Origin of the sequence: Methylobacterium sp. CB376 (assembly GCF_029714205.1) — a bacterium.
Classification (GTDB): Bacteria; Pseudomonadota; Alphaproteobacteria; order Rhizobiales; family Beijerinckiaceae; genus Methylobacterium.
In genome coordinates, this window is record NZ_CP121648.1 from 2,395,295 (window position 1) to 2,414,334 (window position 19,040).

General features: G+C 73.6%; 21 protein-coding genes and 1 pseudogene. 15 read left to right on the plus strand and 7 right to left on the minus strand.

All coding sequences use genetic code 11. From position 1 onward, the window contains the following. Window positions 1–1,044 (minus strand): alpha/beta hydrolase, encoded by a 1,044-nt coding sequence (locus tag QA634_RS10710; RefSeq protein WP_012331984.1) that lies wholly within the window; start codon window positions 1,042–1,044, stop codon window positions 1–3. Between the two features lie 212 nt (window positions 1,045–1,256). On the opposite strand from QA634_RS10710, the gene meaB reads away from it, so the two are divergent. The 3 genes from meaB to QA634_RS10725 all read left to right on the plus strand — a co-directional run bounded on the left by meaB (window position 1,257) and on the right by QA634_RS10725 (window position 3,744). Further along, on the plus strand, window positions 1,257–2,237 hold the full coding sequence (gene meaB, locus QA634_RS10715) for a methylmalonyl Co-A mutase-associated GTPase MeaB (protein ID WP_012331985.1): 981 nt from the start codon (window positions 1,257–1,259) through the stop codon (window positions 2,235–2,237). Window positions 2,238–2,392: 155 nt separating this feature from the next. Next, on the plus strand, window positions 2,393–2,992 hold the full coding sequence (locus tag QA634_RS10720) for a histidine phosphatase family protein (RefSeq protein ID WP_012331986.1): 600 nt from the start codon (window positions 2,393–2,395) through the stop codon (window positions 2,990–2,992). Continuing rightward, on the plus strand, window positions 2,989–3,744 hold the full coding sequence (locus QA634_RS10725) for a TIGR04290 family methyltransferase (RefSeq protein ID WP_012331987.1): 756 nt from the start codon (window positions 2,989–2,991) through the stop codon (window positions 3,742–3,744). Before QA634_RS10720 ends, QA634_RS10725 begins: the two co-directional genes overlap by 4 nt. 103 nt (window positions 3,745–3,847) lie before the next feature. On the opposite strand, the gene ureG is transcribed toward QA634_RS10725, so the two are convergent. The 6 genes from ureG to QA634_RS10755 form a co-directional block, all read right to left on the minus strand. Then, window positions 3,848–4,462 carry an urease accessory protein UreG gene (ureG, locus tag QA634_RS10730; protein WP_012331988.1) on the minus strand — a complete coding sequence of 205 codons (615 nt, stop codon included), beginning with the start codon at window positions 4,460–4,462 and terminating at the stop codon, window positions 3,848–3,850. Between the two features lie 112 nt (window positions 4,463–4,574). Beyond that, window positions 4,575–4,874, minus strand: a complete 300-nt coding sequence (locus QA634_RS10735; protein WP_012331989.1) for a hypothetical protein — start codon at window positions 4,872–4,874, stop codon at window positions 4,575–4,577. 2 nt (window positions 4,875–4,876) lie between these two features. Continuing rightward, window positions 4,877–6,058 carry a GTP-binding protein gene (locus tag QA634_RS10740; protein ID WP_012331990.1) on the minus strand — a complete coding sequence of 394 codons (1,182 nt, stop codon included), beginning with the start codon at window positions 6,056–6,058 and terminating at the stop codon, window positions 4,877–4,879. A 109-nt stretch (window positions 6,059–6,167) separates the two neighbouring features. After that, window positions 6,168–6,920, minus strand: a complete 753-nt coding sequence (locus QA634_RS10745; RefSeq protein ID WP_012331991.1) for an urease accessory protein UreF — start codon at window positions 6,918–6,920, stop codon at window positions 6,168–6,170. Then, complete coding sequence (locus tag QA634_RS10750) at window positions 6,913–7,413, minus strand: urease accessory protein UreE (RefSeq protein WP_283027489.1); 501 nt, start codon at window positions 7,411–7,413, stop codon at window positions 6,913–6,915. The genes QA634_RS10745 and QA634_RS10750 overlap by 8 nt, the downstream gene beginning before the upstream one ends. 69 nt (window positions 7,414–7,482) lie before the next feature. Continuing rightward, entirely contained in the window at window positions 7,483–8,748 is a 1,266-nt protein-coding gene (locus QA634_RS10755; protein ID WP_012331993.1) for a D-amino acid dehydrogenase, read from the minus strand. Between the two features lie 140 nt (window positions 8,749–8,888). Here QA634_RS10755 and QA634_RS10760 point away from each other — a divergent pair, with 140 nt between their 5' ends. From QA634_RS10760 to QA634_RS10810, 12 genes and pseudogenes are all read left to right on the plus strand, one after another. After that, the gene (locus QA634_RS10760) at window positions 8,889–9,338 is read left to right on the plus strand and encodes an Lrp/AsnC family transcriptional regulator (protein ID WP_012331994.1); all 450 of its coding nucleotides are present in this window, start codon (window positions 8,889–8,891) and stop codon (window positions 9,336–9,338) included. An 88-nt stretch (window positions 9,339–9,426) separates the two neighbouring features. Then, on the plus strand, window positions 9,427–10,320 hold the full coding sequence (locus QA634_RS10765; RefSeq protein WP_012331995.1) for a LysR family transcriptional regulator: 894 nt from the start codon (window positions 9,427–9,429) through the stop codon (window positions 10,318–10,320). A 113-nt stretch (window positions 10,321–10,433) separates the two neighbouring features. Further along, the gene (locus QA634_RS10770) at window positions 10,434–11,243 is read left to right on the plus strand and encodes a putative hydro-lyase (protein WP_012331996.1); all 810 of its coding nucleotides are present in this window, start codon (window positions 10,434–10,436) and stop codon (window positions 11,241–11,243) included. 32 nt (window positions 11,244–11,275) lie between these two features. Continuing rightward, a complete protein-coding gene (locus QA634_RS10775) occupies window positions 11,276–12,526 on the plus strand; it encodes an ABC transporter substrate-binding protein (RefSeq protein ID WP_012331997.1) in 1,251 nt (416 codons plus the stop codon). 103 nt (window positions 12,527–12,629) lie between these two features. After that, entirely contained in the window at window positions 12,630–13,508 is an 879-nt protein-coding gene (locus QA634_RS10780; protein ID WP_012331998.1) for a branched-chain amino acid ABC transporter permease, read from the plus strand. Next, on the plus strand, window positions 13,508–14,542 hold the full coding sequence (locus QA634_RS10785) for a branched-chain amino acid ABC transporter permease (RefSeq protein ID WP_012331999.1): 1,035 nt from the start codon (window positions 13,508–13,510) through the stop codon (window positions 14,540–14,542). The genes QA634_RS10780 and QA634_RS10785 overlap by 1 nt, the downstream gene beginning before the upstream one ends. Further along, the gene (locus QA634_RS10790) at window positions 14,539–15,273 is read left to right on the plus strand and encodes an ABC transporter ATP-binding protein (RefSeq protein WP_012332000.1); all 735 of its coding nucleotides are present in this window, start codon (window positions 14,539–14,541) and stop codon (window positions 15,271–15,273) included. The genes QA634_RS10785 and QA634_RS10790 overlap by 4 nt, the downstream gene beginning before the upstream one ends. Next, window positions 15,266–15,970: an ABC transporter ATP-binding protein gene (locus tag QA634_RS10795; protein WP_043702219.1), complete on the plus strand. Its 705-nt coding sequence runs from the start codon at window positions 15,266–15,268 to the stop codon at window positions 15,968–15,970. Before QA634_RS10790 ends, QA634_RS10795 begins: the two co-directional genes overlap by 8 nt. 1 nt (window position 15,971) lies before the next feature. Continuing rightward, window positions 15,972–16,301, plus strand: coding sequence for a DUF559 domain-containing protein (locus QA634_RS35845; RefSeq protein ID WP_083784659.1), 330 nt, complete (start codon window positions 15,972–15,974; stop codon window positions 16,299–16,301). A 195-nt stretch (window positions 16,302–16,496) separates the two neighbouring features. Next, window positions 16,497–17,279 (plus strand): LamB/YcsF family protein, encoded by a 783-nt coding sequence (locus tag QA634_RS10800; protein WP_012332002.1) that lies wholly within the window; start codon window positions 16,497–16,499, stop codon window positions 17,277–17,279. Then, window positions 17,276–17,998 carry a 5-oxoprolinase subunit B family protein gene (locus tag QA634_RS10805; RefSeq protein ID WP_012332003.1) on the plus strand — a complete coding sequence of 241 codons (723 nt, stop codon included), beginning with the start codon at window positions 17,276–17,278 and terminating at the stop codon, window positions 17,996–17,998. The genes QA634_RS10800 and QA634_RS10805 overlap by 4 nt, the downstream gene beginning before the upstream one ends. Continuing rightward, window positions 17,995–19,005, plus strand: a pseudogene (locus QA634_RS10810) (5-oxoprolinase subunit C family protein); the annotation flags it as partial. The gene QA634_RS10805 and the pseudogene QA634_RS10810, both read left to right, overlap by 4 nt. Between the last annotated feature and the right edge of the window lie 35 nt (window positions 19,006–19,040).

Below are 19,040 nucleotides of genomic sequence, written 5' to 3' on the forward strand. Positions count from 1 at the left end.
TCAGGCCGCCGACCCCGCCCGTGCCACCGCGCGCTTGACGACCTGCTGCACCTCGGGATTCGACAGGAACAGGTCGTGGTTGATGAGGCCGCCGCCGTAATCCGAGGCGTCGGCCACCCGCACGCCGAGGGCTTCGAGCCGCGCCCGGTCCACCGCGCCCGCCCGCGGCACGCCGCCCGCGAGGCTGCCCGAGACCGCGAGCGCCCGGTCGTGCGTGGAGGAGATCACCGTGATCCTGGCCGCGTCCGGGCCGAGCCGCTCGACGCCCTTGGTGAAGAGGTCGATGTCGATGTCGGGCGCGGCCAGGACCACGGCGCCGATCCGGCCAATCGCGGCCTCGCCGGCATCGGCGCGCAGCATGCGCAGCGTCTCCAGGGTGATGAGCGTGCCCATGGAATGCGCCACCACGTGGACGCGCCCGCCCCCGAGCGGGCCGCTCAGCGCGCGCAGCAGGTCCTCCAGCGCGTCCCGCGACCACAGCGCGCTCTCGCGGTCGTAGCCGTAATCGAGGGTCGAGCCGGCCGAGGGCCAGGTGAACAGGCCCGAGACCCCGCGGAAGCGGATGCCGTCCGACAGCCGCGCCGCGCTGATCGCGGCGGATTCGAAGGATTCCCGGTAGCCGTGCACGTAGAGCAGCACGTCCCGGCCCAGCGTGGCATCCGCGAAGGCCGTGGCGGCGTTCGGCCCGGTCTCGATGCGCGGGGCGGAGGCGATCGACCAGTCGCCGCTCACCGCGGCCGCGACCTTGCCGACCAGCGACCGGTCCGGTCCCGACAGGCGCAGCTCCGCGAAGGCGAGGCCGGCCCCGCGCTCCTCGGTGAAGTAGGGCGGCGCCTTCGGGTCGGCGGCGGGGCGCCGGGTCGTCGCGACGAGGAGGACCGGGCTGACCCCGAGGGCCGATTGCCGCTCCGGCACCGGTCCCGCCCCGGTGACGAGACCCTCGGCGAGGCAGCCGCCGAGGGCGGGCGCAGCGAGCGCGGCGGCGCCGAGCCGCAGCAGGCCGCGCCGGGTCGGCCGCGGGGATAGGATCGGGACGTCAGGCACGTTCGGGTCTCCGCGGCCGCGCTCTCGGGATAGGCGTGATGGCGGGTGATTCTGACCGCGGCGGGGCGAAGCGCGGTGCCGGAGCATCATTCGCCCGACCGATCGCCGGCTCGCCGCCGCGAAGGACGCGCGGCCGGGCCGGATTCCCGCGCCGGGCGGCTCCGCCAAAGGCGGCCCTCGACGGGGCGGCGGCGAGCCGGCAGAAAGACCCGATGACGCGCGTGCCGGCTCCCGACCTCGACCAACTCCTCAAGGGCAACCGGGCCGCGCTCGCCCGGGCCATCACGCTCGCCGAATCGAAGCGCGCGGATCACCGCGCCGCCGCCCGCGACCTCCTCGACGCGGCCCTGCCCCATACCGGCCGGGCCGTGCGGGTCGGCATCACCGGCGTGCCGGGGGTCGGCAAGTCCACCACCATCGACGCGCTCGGCGCCAACCTCACGGCGCAGGGCCACCGGGTCGCGGTGCTCGCGGTCGACCCGAGTTCGACCCGCACCGGCGGCTCGATCCTCGGCGACAAGACCCGCATGGCGCGGCTCGCGGTCGATCCGAACGCCTATATCCGGCCCTCGCCCTCGTCCGGGACGCTCGGGGGCGTCGCCGCCAAGACCCGCGAGACGATGCTGCTCTGCGAGGCGGCGGGCTTCGACGTGATCCTGGTCGAGACGGTCGGGGTCGGCCAGTCGGAGACGGCGGTGGCCGACCTCACCGACTTCTTCCTGGTGCTGATGCTGCCGGGGGCGGGCGACGAGCTGCAGGGCATCAAGAAGGGCATCCTCGAACTCGCCGACATGATCGCGGTCAACAAGGCGGACGGCGAGGAGGGGATGCGCCGGGCCAGGGCCGCGGCGGCGGAGTACCGGGCGGCGCTCCACATCCTGACGCCCGCGAGCGCCACCTGGACGCCCCCCGTGGTGACGATCTCCGGGCTCGCCAATCAGGGCCTCGACGGGCTCTGGGCCGCGATCCTCGACCACCGCGCCAAGATGACGGCCTCCGGCGAACTCGCGGCGCGGCGGCGGGCGCAGGACGTGAAGTGGATGTGGGCGATGGTGCACGAGCGCCTGCACCAGCGCCTCGTCGGCAGCGCGGAGGTGCGGGCGCGGACGGCCGAGGCCGAGCGGGCCGTGGCGGCGGGGGAGCGCTCGGCCGCCGCGGGGGCGGACCTCATCGCCGCGATGATCGGCTTGTGAGCCGGCGCTCGGGCGGGCCGGCGCCCGGCCTCGCCCACCGCGCTCCGACGCCGCGAAGGCCGGCCCGCCCATGGCCACGGCGCCGCGCGCGCCTATCTGCCTTCGGCACCCGTGGGGAGTATCTCTCCCACGGCAGGCGGGAGGGTTTCGGCCGCATGACGACCACGTTCTTCCTCGTGCGGCACGCCGCGCACGGCCATCTCGACCGCACGCTGTGCGGGCGAATGCCGGGCATCCGCCTGGGCGAGGAGGGGCGGGCGCAGGCGCGGGCCCTGGCGCTGCGGCTCACGCCGGAGCGGCTCGACGCCGTCTATGCCAGCCCGCTCGAACGCGCCCAGGAGACCGCCGCGCCGATCGCCGCGGCGGCGGGCCTCGGCGTGGACACGCTGCCGGGGCTGAACGAGATCGATTTCGGCGAGTGGTCCGGCCGCAGCTTCGAGGACTTGCACGGCGATCCGCGCTGGACCTACTGGAACACCGCCCGGCACGTCACCCGGCCCCCCGGCGGCGAGACGGTCCTGGAGGCGCAGGCCCGGGCCGTCGGCACCCTGGAGGCGCTGCGCGCGCGCCACGGCGAGGCGCGCCTCGCCCTCGTCAGCCACGCCGACGTCATCAAGCTCGTCCTCGCCTACGCGCTCGGCCTCGCCCCGGACGCGATGGGACGGTTCGAGGTCAGTCCCGCCTCGGTCAGCGCCGTCATCCTGGGGGAATGGGGCGCCAAGGTCGAGCGCATCAACGAGAGGGTTGCGGCATGAGCCGGCTCGACGACCTGCGCGACCGGGCCGCGTCGCTCGGCCCCTGGTTCCACAACATCGAGATCGCGCCGGGCCTGTTCACGGCGCCCGACCACTTCCTCGGCGACTACCCGACCGTGAAGTGGCGCGGCTTCGCGCACGCGATCCCCGCCGACCTCACCGGCAAGAGCGTGCTCGACATCGGCTGCAATGGCGGCTTCTACGCGATCGAGATGAAGCGCCGGGGCGCCGCCCGCGTGCTCGGCCTCGACGAGGATCCCGACTACCTCGCCCAGGCCCGCTTCGCCGCCGAGGCCCTCGGGGCGGAGATCGAGTTCCGCGAGGGCTCCGTCTACGACGTGGCGGCGCTCGGCGAGCGCTTCGACCTCGTCCTGTTCATGGGCGTGCTCTACCACCTGCGCCACCCGCTCCTCGCCCTCGACCTGATCCACGCCCACGCGGCGGCGGACATGCTGGTGTTCCAGTCGATGCAGCGCGGCGCCAGGACCGTGGCGGAGGTCGCGCCGGACTACGACTTCTTCGAGATGGAGCATTTCGACCGGCCGGACTACCCGAAGCTGCACTTCATCGAGCGCTCCTACGCGGGCGACCCGACCAACTGGTGGGCGCCCAACCGCGCCTGCACGGAGGCGATGCTGCGCGCGGCCGGCTTCGCCATCGAGAGCCATCCGGAGGAGGAGGTCTATGTCTGCCGCCGGGTGGAGGCGCCCCCCTTCGCGGGGCCGGTCTACCCGGCGCGGCCGGGGCGGTAGCGCCTGGAGCATGTGCCGACGAAGCGGATGCCGCCGCGTCGGACCATGCGGCGCCATCAACGGCCGAGAGCAGCGTCCGATCGCACCCTGATCGGGCGCTGCCCTAGAGCCCGCCCGCCTCGATCACGAACCGGGCGACGGCCTCGACGCCGTCGCCCCGGCGCAGGCTGGTGAAGACGTAGGGGCGCCCGCCGCGCATGCGCTGCGTGTCGGCCTCCATCACCGCGAGGTCGGCGCCGACCAGGGGCGCGAGGTCGGTCTTGTTGATGACGAGGAGGTCCGAGCGCGTGATGCCGGGACCGCCCTTGCGCGGGATCTTCTCGCCGCCCGCCACGTCGATGACGTAGAGCGTCAGGTCGGCGAGTTCGGGCGAGAACGTCGCCGCGAGGTTGTCGCCGCCCGACTCGATCAGGATGAGGTCGAGGGAGGGGAAGCGGCGGCGCATCTCGGCCACCGCCGCGAGGTTGATCGAGGCGTCCTCGCGGATCGCCGTGTGCGGGCAGCCGCCGGTCTCGACGCCCATGATCCGCTCCTCGGGGAGCGCGCCCGCCACGGTGAGCAGCCGCGCATCCTCCTTGGTGTAGATGTCGTTGGTGATGGCGCAGAGGTCGAAGCGGCCGCGCAGGGCCTTGCAGAGACCCTCCATCAGGGCCGTCTTGCCCGACCCGACCGGGCCGCCGATGCCGACCCGCAGGGGGCCGTGGTGAGGTGTCGTCATGCTGCCGCGCCGGAGGATGTCCGCGAGTGTCGGGTCGAGGGGCCGGGAGGCCGGCGCCGCCCGCACCCTGCCATCGCGGCGCGCGCCCGGCAACGCGGCGGACCGGCCGGCATCAGGGAGGGGATCCGGCCCGCCGCCGCTCCTCGGCGCAGAGGGCGGCGATGTCCGCCTCCTCCACCTCGGCGAGCGGACGGGGGATGCGCAGGGCGCGGCTGGGCTCGCCCTCCCGCATGACCAGCACGATCGTCTCCACGTCCGGGCAGCCCGGATCCGCGCAGGCGAGTTCCGTGACGCTGAGCGCGTCCCGCGGGCCGAGACCGAGGCCGGGCGCGAGCAGCGCCTTGAGGGCGGCGCTCCGGGCCGCGTGGGCGGCCGCCCGCGCCCGCCACTCCTTCAGGGAGGTCAGCCCCATGGTCAGGCGGCCGTGTCCCAGGCCGGGAACGGATCGGGCAGGTCGCGGTAGAGCTGCGGCCGGAAGCGGGTGACCCCGACCGGTCCGACAAGGCAGGCGTCGAGATCCGCCCGGATCGCGGCCTCGTCGAGACCCATGCCGATGATGACGAGCTCCTGGCGCCGGTCGCCCCAGACGGCGCTCCAGTGCCGGTTCAAGAGACGGCGCCACTCGGGGTGGTCCGGCCAGTGCCGGCGCGGGATCGCCGCCCACCAGCGGCCCATCAGCCCGGTGCGGACGATCGCCCCGGCGAGCGAGAACTCCCCCACGAGGTCCGGTCGCGTGGCGAGCCAGAAATGGCCCTTGGCGCGGATCAGCCCCGGCCAGGTCCGCCGCAGGAAACGGTCGAAGGCCTCCGGATGAAACGGCCGGCGCGCCCGGTAGACGAAGGAGCCGATGCCGTATTCCTCGGTCTCCGGGGTGTGGGTCTCCGGCGCGTGGAGCTGCCGGAACCAGAGGGCGTGGCGCTCCGCCCGCTCCTCGCTGAACGCGCCGGTGTCGAGGACAGCGTCCAGCGGCACGCGGCCGTGGGCGGCGGTGAGGATCCTCGCATCGGCGTTGAGCCCGCGGATCACCGCGAGCACCTGCGTCAGCTGCGCGTCGCCGACGTCCTCGGCCTTGTTCACCACGACGACGTCCGCGAACTCGATCTGCTCGACCAGCAGATCGACCAGGGTGCGGGCGTCCTCCGGCCCCGCCGCGTCGCCGCGCTCGCGCAGGAACTCGTGGGAGCCGTAATCGCGCAGCAGGTTCACCGCGTCCACGACGGTGACCATCGTGTCGAGCCGCGCGACGTCCGACAGGCTCGCCCCGGCCTCGTCCCGGAACGAGAAGGTGCTCGCCACGGGGAGCGGCTCGGCGATCCCGGTGCTCTCGATCAGCAGGTAGTCGAAGCGACCCTCCTCGGCGAGGCGGCGCACCTCCCGCAGCAGGTCCTCGCGCAGGGTGCAGCAGATGCAGCCGTTCGTCATCTCGACCTGCGTCTCCTCGGTCCGCGACAGGCCGGAAGCGGCGCGCACGAGATCGGCGTCGATGTTCACCTCGCTCATGTCGTTGACGATCACGGCGACGCGCCGGCCCTCCCGGTTGTTCAGCACGTGGTTGAGGAGCGTGGTCTTGCCCGCGCCGAGGAAGCCGGACAGCACGGTGACGGGGAGGCGGGGGACGGAGCGGGCGACATCGGCATACCGTACGTTATAACGTTACGACGATCGGCATGAAGCGGCGGCGCGGTCCCGCTGTCAAGCGGCCGGCTCACGAGCGGAAGATGCGGCTGTACTGCGTCTCGTGCCGGAAGCTGCCGAGGTCGAGGCGCAGGGTCGCGGCGCCGAGCGCGTCGAGGGGCGCCCCCTCGGCCTCCGCCGCCAGGGCCGCGACCAGGGGGCTCAGGGCCGCGACGACCCGGGTGCCGGCGCTCTGGCCGACCGGCGCCAGCCGCAACGCCGCCGAGACCTGGTTCTGCAGGAAGGCCGACAGGTAGCCGGTGACGAGGCTGCGCCGGGCGATCCGGTGCGCCCCGGCCGCGAGCCCGACCGCGACCGGGTAGGCGACCGGGCCCGGCAGGCGGGTGGCGAGCGCCTCCAGCCCAGGCGCCGGCCAGGCCGCCACGGTGGCGTCGAGGAAGGAGCGGCCCTGCTGGCTGGTTTCCAGGTGCAGCTCGCGCGAGGGCGCCAGCGCGAGCGCGAGGTCGTTCAGGGCCTCGGCCGCCCGCGGATCGCCCGCGAGGCCCGCCCCGTGCGCGTGCGCCGCCAGGATCGCGTCGTTGCGGGCGGCCCCGTGGCTCAGCACATCGGCGAGCCATGCGCCGAGGCTCGCCTCGTCGCGCACGTCGCCCGCCTCCGCCGCCCATTCGAGGCCGTGCGAATAGGCGTAGGCGCCGACCGGATAGCCGGGCGAGAGCCAGGACAGCAGCAGCAGCGCGTCGCGGGCGGCCCCGTCCTGGGCGGCCCCGTCCTGGGCCGCCTCAGCCTGGGCCGCCTCGGCCTCGCCCGGGTCCGCCTCATCCATGGGCGTGGTCGTGAGGGTGGCCGTGGGAGTGGCCCCCCGCATAGGCGCCGCCCTCGGGCCGGAACGGCCGCACCACCGGGGTCGCGGTGCCGCCGAGGCCCTCGACCATGGCGGCCAGTACGTGATCCTCGGCGATGAACACCGCGTCCTCGCCGATCTCGGCCGGGATGTGCCGGTTGCCGATGTGCCAGATCAGGCGCGCGAGGGCGCGGGGCGAGGCGCCCCGGATCTCGAGGAGCCGCTCCGGCGCCGCCTCGACCCAGACCAGCCGCCCGTCCTCCAGGCGCAGCGCGTCGCCGTCCTCCAGCACGGTCGCCTCGGGGAGGTCGAGCAGGAAGGCGAGGCCGCCGAGTCCGCGCAGCGCGACGCGGCGCCGGTGCCGCTCGCCGTGGTCGAGGACGATGCGGTCGACGATCTCGCCGGAGCAGAGCGCGTCCCGGCGCACCACGCGGGTCGCGCGGGGAGGGAGGTGGGGTGGGACACGGGGCTTCATCCTGGGATCCCGCGCCACCGGGCGCGGGCGGGTTCGCGCCCCTTATACCCAAGTTCCGTGCCGGACGCCTCAGGCCGCCCGGCGGTAGCGCCGCTCCGCGAAATCCTCGTGCGCGATCTCCGGGTGGCGGCCCGTGATCAGGTCGGCGAGCATCCGGCCCGAGCCGCAGGCCATGGTCCAGCCGAGCGTCCCGTGCCCCGTATTGGTGTAGAGATTCCCGTAGGCCGTGGCGCCGACGATCGGGGTCCCGTCCGGGGTCATCGGGCGCAGGCCCGTCCAGAACGTCGCCCGGGAGAGGTCGCCGCCCGCCGGGAACAGGTCCGTCAGCGAGCGCTCCAGGGTCGCGCGGCGGGGCCCCCGCAGCGCCTGGCTGAACCCCGCCAGTTCCGCCGTGCCGCCGACCCGGATCCGGTCGCCGAGCCGCGTGATCGCGACCTTGTAGGTCTCGTCCATGACGGTCGAGACCGGGGCCGAGCCCTCGTCCGTCACCGGCAGGGTGAGCGAGTAGCCCTTGACCGGATAGACCGGCAGCGACAGGCCGAGGGGGCGCAGGAGCGCGGGCGTGTAGCTGCCCATGGCGGCCACGTAGGCCTCCGCCCGCAGCACCTCGCCGGTGGCGGTCTCGACGCCGGTGACGCGCCCGGCCTCGTGGTGCAGCCGCGCCACCGCGACCCCGAAGCGGAAGCGCACGCCGCGGTCCGCGCAGAGGGCGGCGAGGCGCTGCGTGAAGAGGTGCGCGTCGCCGGTCTCGTCGCCGGGCAGGCGCAGACCCCCGACGAACGTGTCCCTCACCCGCGCGAGCGCGGGCTCGGCGGCGATGCAGCCCTCCGGATCCAGCACCTCGTAGGCGACCCCGTAGGCGTCGAGGACGCGGGTGTCGTCGCCGACATGGTCGAGCTGCTTGCGGGTGCGGAAGAGCTGGAGCGTGCCCTTCTCGCGGTGGTCGTAGGCGATGCCGGTCTCCCCGCGCAGGTCGCGAAGGGCGTCGCGGCTGAACTCGGCGAGGCGGACCATGCGGCCCTTGTTGCGCTGATAGGCCTCCTGCGTGCAATTGGCGAGCATCCGGGCGAGCCAGCCGTAGAGGCGCGGCTCGAGCTGCGGCCAGAGCACCAGCGGCCGGTGGCGCATCATCAGCCACTTCATGGCCTTGAGCGGGATGCCGGGGGCCGCCCAGGGGGCCGAGTAGCCGGGCGAGACCTGGCCCGCATTGGCAAAGCTGGTCTCCAGCCCCGCGCCGGGCTGGCGGTCGAGCACCGTGACCTCGTGCCCGGCCCGGGCGAGGTAATAGGCCGAGGTCACACCCACAACGCCGCCACCCAGGACGAGAACGCGCATCGCACGGCCCCCAAACGTTCGGAACGAGCAGGGCGCCAGTCTCGCGCAAGGATCGTCGAATGTCCCGCCTGACAGGCGCAGGATCTGCGGTACGATGGCCTCACACGCAATCTCCTGGCGCGACGCGAGAGAATCTGCCGATGGTGCGGGACGAGGTCGATGCGCGCATCCTGCGCGTCCTGCGCGGCGACGGCCGCATCAGCAACGCGGACCTCGCCGCCTCGGTCGGGCTGTCGCCCTCCGCCACGCTGCGGCGGCTGCGGCTCCTGGAGCGCAGCGGCGTCATCCGCGGCTACACGGCGCTGATCGACGAGCCGGACGCCGCCGCGCCGCTCGTGGTGCTGACGCAGATCACCCTCGACCGGCAGACGGAGGAGTTCCTCAACCGCTTCGAGGCGGCGGTGCGCCGCTGCCCGGAGGTGCGCGAGTGCTACCTGATGACGGGCCTCGCCGATTACCTGATGCGGATCGAGGTGCGGGACGCGGGCGATTACGAGCGCCTGCACAAGGAGGTGCTCTCCCGCCTGCCCGGCGTCGCGCGCATCCAGTCGAGCTTCGCGATCCGCACGGTGGTCCGCGGCCCGCGCTGAGGCTGGTCCCGGTACGGTCCTTGCTGCGGCACCCCGGCTGCAGGATCCTGCAGTCAGGATCCTGCGGCCCGGGCCGCCGGGGGGCGCGATGGTGGATCTGAGGAGCCTCGAAGTCTTCTACTGGACGGCGACGTTGTGCAGCTTCCGCCAAGCGGCCGAGCGGCTCAACACGACCCAGCCCGCCGTGTCGCAGCGGATCGCGGCCCTGGAGGAGACCTTCGGCGTCAGATTGTTCGAGCGGCGGGCGCGCTCCGTCTGCCTCACCGCCAAGGGGCGGGACCTCCTGGTCTACGCCGAGCGCTTCCTGCGCCTGCGCACCGAGATGATGGGCGCCATCGCGAGCCCCGAGACCATGCGGGGCGTGCTGCGGCTCGGGGTCTCCGAGACCATCGTGCACACGTGGCTGATGCGCTTCATCGAGGCGATGAGCCAGGCCTATCCGGGCGTGACGGTGGATCTCTCGGTCGACATCTCGCCCAACATGCGCGACGCGCTGATCCGCCGCGAACTCGACCTCGACTTCCTGGTCGGGCCGATCACCATGCCGAGCCTCGTCAACCTGCCACTCTGCCGCTACGCGGTGGCCTGGATCGCCGCGCCGCAGCTCGATCTCGGCGAGGGCGAGGTGGCGCTCACCGACCTCGTGCGCCACCCGATCATCACCTACCCGAAGAACACCAACCCCTACGTCCAGCTCCACGACCTGCTGGCGCGCTCGAACCTGCCGCCGCCGCGGCTCTACAGCAACGCCTCGCTCTCCACGATCGTGCGCATGACGCTCGAAGGCATCGGCATCTGTGTGATCCCGCCCGACATCGTCCGGCGCGAGATCGAGAGCGGGCAGCTGCGGGTGCTCAACACCCAGGCGCGCCTGCCCGACATCGACTTCACGGCCACCTACGCCAACACCCCGGATTGCGGCCTCGCCGCGCCCGCCGCCCGCCTCGCCTGCGCGGTGGCGGCGGGGATCGCCGTGGAATAAGCTCCGCTTATCGATTTCGATGCGAAATCGCGATTGGCACTTAACCGCACAGAATGTGACCATGCCGCATTCCTGGGCATAGGGGTGCCCGGGCAGAGGGAGTGCCGCCACCGATGACGTTCCTCCGGAACCCGGCCGACCGCGCCCGCCTGACCGGCCACGAGGCCCGGCTCGCCTGCCGCCGCGGCGAGATCGTCGGCAGCACGGCCGGTCTCGCGCACGGCTACGTGCAGGCCAACCTCGCGGTCCTGCCCAAGGACCTCGCCACCGACTTCCTGCTCTTCGCGCAGCGCAACCCGAAGCCCTGCCCGATCATCGGCGTCTCGGCGCCCGGCGACCGGCGCATCCCGGAACTCGGCGAGGATCTCGACATCGCCACCGACGTCTCGGGCTACCGGGTCTGGCGGCACGGCGAGATGGTGGAGGAGCGCCTCGACGTCGCGGATCTCTGGCGCGACGACCTCGTGGCCTTCGCGATCGGCTGCTCCTTCTCGTTCGAGGCCGCGATGGTCGAGGACGGCCTGCCCCTGCGCCACGTCGAGATGGGCGTGCGGGTGCCGATGTACCGCACCACCGTCCCGTGCCGGCCGGCCGGCCCCTTCGCCGGCCCGATGGTGGTCTCGATGCGCCCGCTGACCCCCGCCCAGGCGATCCGCGCGGTGCAGATCACCTCGCGCTTCCCCGCCGTGCACGGGGCGCCGGTCCATCTCGGCCTGCCGGAGGCGATCGGCATCCGCGACCTCGGCCGGCCCGATTACGGCGACCCGGTCCGGGTCGCGCCGGACGAGATCCCGGTCTTCTGGGCCTGCGGCGTCACCCCGCAATCGGTGATCGCCGCCTCGAAACCGTCCTTCGCGATCACGCACGCGCCGGGCGCGATGCTCGTCACCGACCGCCGCAACAGCGAGTTCGCGGTGCTCTGACCCTGTCCCACTCACACCCTGGAGGCACGCGCATGATTCGTCGTCGGGATCTACTGGTCGGGGGCGCGGGCGCCCTGGCCCTCTCCGGGATGGGCGCGGCGCCCGCCCGCGCCGCGGACGAGGTCGTCGTCGGCGTCCTCTACGCGATGTCGGGAGCGAGCGCGCAGGTGGGCGTGGATGCCCGCCACGCCATCGAGACCGCCCTCGACATCGTCAACCAGAACCACGACCTCGACCTGCCGCTCGCCCGCGGCACCGGCCTGCCGGGGCTCGGCGGCGCCAGGATCCGCCTCGTCTTCGCCGACCACCAGGCCGATCCCCAGAAGGGCCGCGCCGAGGCCGAGCGCCTGATCACCCAGGACAAGGTCGCGGCCCTGGTCGGCTGCTACCAGTCGGCGGTCTCCGCCACGGTCTCGGCCACGGCCGAGCGCTACGGCGTGCCCTTCGTCTGCGCGGATTCCTCCTCGCCCAGCCTGCATCGCAAGAACCTGAAGTACTTCTTCCGTCCGGCCGCCCACGACGAGATGTTCTCGGCCGCGATGTTCGATTTCCTGGACGCGATGCGCAAGAAGGGCCAGAAGATCGACTCGGTCGCGCTGTTCTTCGAGGACACGATCTACGGGGTCGATTCCTCGACCGTGCAGCGCAAGCTGGCCGGCGAGCGCGGCTACAAGGTGGCCGCGGATGTCAAGTACAAGACCAACTCGCCCTCCCTGACCGCCGAAGTGCAGCAGCTCAAGAGCGCCAACGCCGACGTGCTGCTGCCGACGAGCTACACGACCGACGCGATCCTGCTCACCAAGACCATGGCGGAACTCGGCTACAAGCCGAAGAGCATGATCGCGCAGGCGGCGGGTTTCGCCGAGAAGGTCACCTACGACACGGTCGGAGACAAGCTCCAGGGCCTGATCTCGCGGGGCAGCTTCTCCCTCGACCTCGCGGCCAAGCGCCCCTCGGTCGGGGCCGTGAACGACCTCTACCGGGCGCGGGCGAACCGCGACCTCAACGACAATTCCTCGCGCCAGTTCATGGCGATGCTGGTGCTGGCGGAGGCCCTGAACCGCGCCGGGTCGACCGACGGCCAGAAGATCCGCGCCGCGCTGGCGGCCACCGATATCCCGGGCACCCAGACCATCATGCCCTGGAAGCGGGTCGCCTTCGGGCCGGACGGCCAGAACACCGATGCAGATCCGGTGCTGCTGCAATGGGTCGGCACGAAGTTCGTCACGGTCTTCCCCGAGCAGGCCGCCGTCGCCCCCGCGCTCTGGCCGATGAACGCGTGATCCGGCCCGCCCGGGGATGACGGGCGGGCGCGCCCCTCCCGCGGGGAGGGGCGGCCGCCCGCGCGAGCGGGAGCCCCCGGACCCGATCGCAGAGGAGATCCCGATGACCACCCAAGCGCTCGCGCAGGTGCTGGCGAGCGGCCTCTTGATGGGCCTGATCTACGCCCTGATCGCGGTCGGCCTGTCGCTGATCTTCGGCCTCATGGACGTGGTGAACTTCGCCCACGGCGAGTTCCTGATGCTGGCCATGTACGCGACCTTCGGGCTCGTGCTCCTGACGCACCTCGATCCCGTGGTGCTGATGCCGCTGGTGGCGGCCCTGCTCTTCGTGCTCGGGGCGGCCGCCTATCTGGGCGTCGTGCGCTTCGCCATGCGGGCCAAGGCCAACCAGGGCATGGTGCAGATCTTCGCGACCTTCGGGCTCGCCATCCTGCTCCAGGGCGCCGCGCAGTACCTGTTCACGCCCGATTACCGCAATGTCCAGAACACGTGGCTCGGCGGGCGCACCCTCGACCTCGGCGGCGTCTTCCTGCCCTGGCCGCAGATCTTCGGCGCCGTGGTCTCGCTCGCCGCCTTCGGGGGGCTGCACCTCCTGATGAGCCGGACCGATTTCGGGCGCGCGCTCGAAGCCACCCGCGAGGACCAGGGCGCCGTCGCCCTGGTGGGGATCGACCGCACCCGGGTCTTCGCCCTCGGCTGGGGCCTCGGGGCCGCCCTGGTCGGCCTCGCCGGGGCGGTGCTGGCGGTGTTCTACTACATCCACCCCCAGGTCGGGGCGAGCTTCGCGCTGATCGCCTACGTCACGGTGGCGCTCGGCGGCTTCGGCAGCGTCGCGGGCGCCCTGGTGGCCGGCATCGTGGTCGGCCTCGTCGAGGCCTTCACGGCCGTTATCCTGCCGCCCTCCCTCAAGTCGGTCGGCGTCTACGCCCTCTACCTCGCGGTCGTGTTCGTGCGCCCGCAGGGCCTGTTCGGGAGGCTCTGATGAGTTCGACCACCCTCGCGCCCGTCGCGGCCGCCGCGCGCGCCCCGGACGGCCACGCCGCCCGGCGCCGCCGCACGCTCCTCGTCGGGCTCGCGGTCCTCGCCGCGCTCGCCGCCCTGCCCTACGGCATCAGGGACGTCTACCTGCAGAACGTCCTGATCCTCACCCTGATGTACGCGGCCCTGGCGCAGAGCTGGAACATCCTGGGCGGCTATTGCGGCCAGATCTCGCTCGGCCACGCGCTCTATTTCGGAATCGGCGCCTACTTCACCAGCGTGCTGTTTGTGACCTACGGCCTGCTGCCCTGGGCCGGCATGCTGGCGGGGGGCGTCGCCTCGGCGCTGGTGGCGCTGCTCCTCGGCTATCCGTGCTTCCGCCTCGCCGGCCACTACTTCTCGATCGCCACCATCGTGATCGCCGAGATCGGCCTCCTCCTCGTGCACAACTGGGACTTCGTCGGCGGCGCCATGGGCATCCAGTGGCCCTTCAACCCGGATTCCTGGTGGAGCCTGCAATTCGCCCGCGACAAGGTCCCGTACGCCCATTTCGCGCTGGGCCTGCTCGCGGCGGTCTGGCTCGTCACCTACCTGATCGAGGGATCCCGCTGGGGCTATTGGTGGCGGGCCGTGAAGGACGACGCGGAGGCGGCGCGCAGCCTCGGCGTCGAGGTCTTCCGCTCGAAGATGGCCGCCGCCGCGGTCTCGGCCTTCTTCACGGCGGTCGGCGGCGGCTTCTACGCGGCCTACGTCTCCTACATCGACCCGGAGAGCGTGATGAGCTTCCGCTTCTCCCTGCTCTTCGCGCTGCCGGCCGTGCTCGGCGGGATCGGCACGCTCTGGGGGCCGCTCGTCGGGGCGGCGATCCTGATCCCGCTCACCGAGATCAGCCGCTCCTACCTGGGCGGCTCCGGCAACGGCCTCGACCTGATGCTCTACGGGGCGCTGGTGATGGTGGTCGCCCTCGCCCGGCCCGAGGGGGTGCTGAGCCTGTTCGCCCGCAGCCGCGCGGCCCGCAACCAGGAGGCGACGCCGTGAGCGAGACCCCGATCCTCCAGGCCGACCACGTGACCCTTCGCTTCGGCGGCCACGTCGCCAACGACGACGTCTGCCTCGACGTGCGCCGGGGCGAGATCCTCGGACTGATCGGGCCGAACGGCGCCGGCAAGTCGACCCTGTTCAACCTGATCTCGGGCGTCTACCGGCCGACGCGCGGGCGCATCCTGTTCGAGGGGCGCGACATCACCGGCCTGCCGGCGCCCGAGCGCTGCCGGGCGGGCATCGCCCGCACCTTCCAGGTCCCGCGCTCCTTCGACTCCATGAACGTCGTCGAGAACGTGACGGTGGGCAGCCTCGTGCGCCGCGCCCGCGCCGCCGAGGCCCGCGCGGCGGCGCTCGCCACCCTGGAGACGGTCGGCCTCGCCCACCGGGCCGAGGCGGTGGCGGGGGAACTCACCCCGCCCGAGAAGCGCCGGCTGGAGGTCGCCCGGGCGCTGGCCACGGAGCCGCGGCTCCTCCTCCTCGACGAGGTGCTGACCGGCCTCACCCCGAGCGAGGCCAAGGCCGGGGTCGAGCTGATCCGCCGCGTGGCCGAGCGCGGCATCACCGTGATCATGGTCGAGCACGTCATGGAGGTGGTGATGCCCCTCGTCGACCGCGCCGTCGTGCTGCATCTCGGCCGGGTGCTGGCGGAGGGGCCGCCCCGGGCGGTCGTGCGCGACGAGGCCGTGATCGGCGCCTATCTGGGGGATCGCCACCGTGCTGCTTGAGGTCCGCTCCCTCTCGACGGCCTATCAGGGCCTGCTCGCCCTCCAGGACGTGTCCCTGGAGGTGGCCAGGGGCGAGATCGTCGTGGTCGCGGGCGCCAACGGGGCCGGCAAGTCGACCCTGCTGAAGTCGATCGCCGGCATGGAGCGCCCGCGCGCGGGCGAGGTGCTGTTCGACGGGGCGCGCCTCGACGGGTTGCCGGGCCACCTGATCACCGCCCGCGGCGTCGCCTACGTGCCGGAGAACAAGCGCCTGTTCCCGCGCCTCTCGGTCGCCGACAACCTCCGGCTCGGGCGCTACCTCTACCGGGGCCAGCCCGACGCGGACGGGCCCCTGGAGCGGGTCTTCGCCCTGTTCCCGCGCCTGAAGGAGCGGCTGCCGCAGCGGGCCGGCACCCTGTCGGGGGGCGAGCAGCAGATGCTGGCGATCGGCCGCGCCCTGATGACCCGGCCGCGGCTCCTGATGCTGGACGAGCCCTCGCAGGGGATCATGCCGAAGCTCGTGGACGAGATCTTCTCCGCCGTGGAGACGATCCGGGCCGACGGGATGACGATCCTGCTGGTCGAGCAGCGGCTCGCCGAATCGCTCGCGATCGCGGACCGGGCCTACGTGCTCCAGACCGGCCGCCTGATCCTCTCCGGCCCCGCCGCGACCCTGCGCGACGATCCGGAGGTGCGGCGGGCCTATCTGGGGATCTGAGGTGGCGGGCGCGCCGCGCCGGCTTCGGCAAGGCCCGACCTCGGCGGAGGACGCGCGGCCGCAGCCGCGGCGCGGGCGGCGCCGTCGCGGCCTCACAATCGGGAGGCGAGGGCCGGTGCTCCAGTATACGGTCGGTTGTCCCTGGGCCGGGCACCGGCTCGGAGTCGAACCCGACGGCCGGCAGCACGGTTGGCACGAGGTATCCGACGCGGGACGGACCGAGGAGATCGAGCGATGCGGCGACGCGATCCTGCGGTTTCGCAACGAGGTTCCGAGGGACCCCGACGCGGTGCTCCGGCGCAGCGTCGGATCCGCGGGCCCCGCCGCTTGAGGCACGGGGATCCCCTCTCCGGTGCGGGGCAGGGGTGAGGGGCCCGGACCGGACGGCCGGCGGGTTGAAGCGGCGGTGCCGGCCACGGCACGCCTTCCTCCTCATGCTCAACCACCTCGGCCCTCACCCCTGCCCCGCACCGGAGAGGGGATCCCCGCGCACCGGCGGGGCCCGCGGAAGGAGACGGACGATCCCATGCCCACCATCGACCTCAACTCCGATCTCGGCGAAGGCTTCGGCGATTACCGCTGCGGGGACGATGCCGCGATGCTCGCCATCGTCACCTCGGCGAACGTCGCCTGCGGGATGCACGCGGGCGACCCGCAGATCATGGCGCGCACCTTCGCGCTCGCGGCGGAGAACGGCGTCGCCGTCGGGGCGCATCCCGGCTTCCCGGACCTCTGGGGCTTCGGCCGGCGCGTCCTGCCCTACAGCCCGGCCGAGATCGAGCGGATCGTCGCCTACCAGGTCGGCGCCGCCCAGGCCCTCGCCGCCTATGCGGGCCACCGCGTCACCTACGTGAAGACCCACGGGGCGCTCGCCAACCACGCCGCGGCCCACGAGGAGGTGGCGCGCGCCATCGCCCGCGCCGTGCGCGCCGTCGACCGCGACCTCGCGCTCCTCGCCATCGCGCTCACCGCCCAGGTCCGGGCCGGCGAGGCCCTCGGCCTCGAGATCCACCAGGAGATCTTCGCCGATCGCGGCTACACCGAGGAGGGCCAGCTCATCCCCCGCGGTCAGCCCGGCGCCCTGATCGAGGAGCCGCGGGAGGCCGCCGCCCGCGTCGCCGCCATGGTGGAGGAGGGCGCGATCATCGCCGCCTCCGGCAAGCGCCTGCAGACCCCGATCCGCTCGATCTGCGTCCACGGCGATTCCCCGAACGCCGTCGCCACCGCCCGGGCGGTGCGGGCGACGCTCGAAGCGGCCGGCGTCACCCTCGCGCCGTTCCGGCCGGCGCCGGTCCGGCCCGCACCATGACCGCCCCGCGCCTCCTCGATTCCGGCGAGGCGGCCCTCGTCGCCGAGTTCGGCGACCGGGTCGACCCGGCGATCAGCGACCGGGTGCTCGCCCTCGACGACGCGCTCCGGGCCGACCCGCCCGAGGGCCTGCGCGAGACGGTGCCGACCTACCGCTCGCTGATGATCCACTACGATCCCCTGGTCCTCGACCGAGAGACCCTGGCGGCGCGGGTGCGGGACCTCGCGCAGCAGTGGCCCGGGCAGGTCCGGCACACCGGCGCGGCCTGGATCCTGCCCTGCTGCTACGATCCGGTCTGCGCCGAGGACATCGCGGCGGTGGCGGAGGCGGTCGGGCGCCCGGTGGAGGAGGTGGTGGCGCTCCACAGCGGCGCGCGCTACCGCGTCTACATGTACGGCTTCGCCCCGGGCTTCGCCTATCTGGGCGGATTGCCGCCGGAACTGGCGCTGCCGCGCCGCAAGGCGCCGCGCCCGCCCCACCCGGCCAATGCCCTGATGATCGGCGGCGGCCTCGCGGCGGTGGCGAGCGTGCCGATGCCGACCGGCTGGTACGTGATCGGCCGCACGCCCGAGCGGCTCTACGCGCCCGCCCGCGAGAACCCCTTCCCGGTCGCGGTCGGCGACACGCTGCGCTTCGAGCCCGTCGACGCCGCGACCTTCGCGCGCCTCGACGCGCGGGCGGAGGCGGGGGAGCCGGTCCGGCGCCGGGAGGCCGCATGAGCGCGGGCCTGCGCGTCCTCTCGGCCGGTGCGGGCGCCACCCTGCAGGATGCCGGGCGCCACGGCTACCTGCGCTACGGCATCACCGCGGCCGGGCCGATGGACCCGCTCGCGCACGCCACCGCCAACCGCGCCCTCGACCGGCCCGCCGGTGCGACCGCGATCGAAGTCTCGCTCGCCGGCATCGAGGTGACGGCCGAGGGCGCCCCGCTCGGCGTGGCCCTCGCGGGCGGGGCCTTCCGCGTCAGCCTCGACGGCGAGCCGGTGCCGCCCGCCGCTTCCCTGACGCTGCGCCCCGGCGCCACCCTCGCGCTGCGGGCCGGCCGCGACGGGGCGTGGTGCTACCTCGCGCTCGCCGGCCGGATCGACGTGCCGCCGGTGCTCGGCGCCACCGCGACCCACACCCGCTCGCGGATCGGGGGCTTCGACGGCCGCGCCCTGCGGGCGGGCGACCTGCTGCCGGTGCGCGATCCCCGGCCCGGCCCGGCGGAGATCCACCGCCTCGCCGCCCCCTGGCTCGACCGGCCGCCCGAGGTGATCCGCGTCGTGCCGGGGCCGCAGGACGATTACTTCGCCCCGGACCAGTTCGCCGCCTTCCTGGCCGGTCCCTGGACGGTGACGCCGCGGGGCGACCGCATGGCCTGCTTCCTCGACGGAGCCCCCCTCGTCCACGCGCGCGGCTTCGACATCGTGTCGGACGGCATCGCCATGGGGGCCGTGCAGGTGCCCGGCGAGGGCAGGCCGATCGTCCTGATGGCCGACCGGCAATCCACCGGCGGCTACCCCAAGATCGCGACCGTGATCGGGCCGGATCTCGGCCGCCTCGCCCAGGCCCAGGCCGGCACGCGCCTGCGCTTCCAGGCCGTCTCGGTCGCCGAGGCGGTCGCCGCGCGCCGGGCCGAGGCCGCGGCCCTGGCGCCGCCGGTCGCCCTGGAGCCCCTGGTGCGGACGCGGTTCAGCCCGGAATTCCTGCTCGGGCGCAACCTGATCGGCGGCGTCGTGGATGGGGGGCCTCGGATGGAGGGGCCTCGGACGGGGGAGCC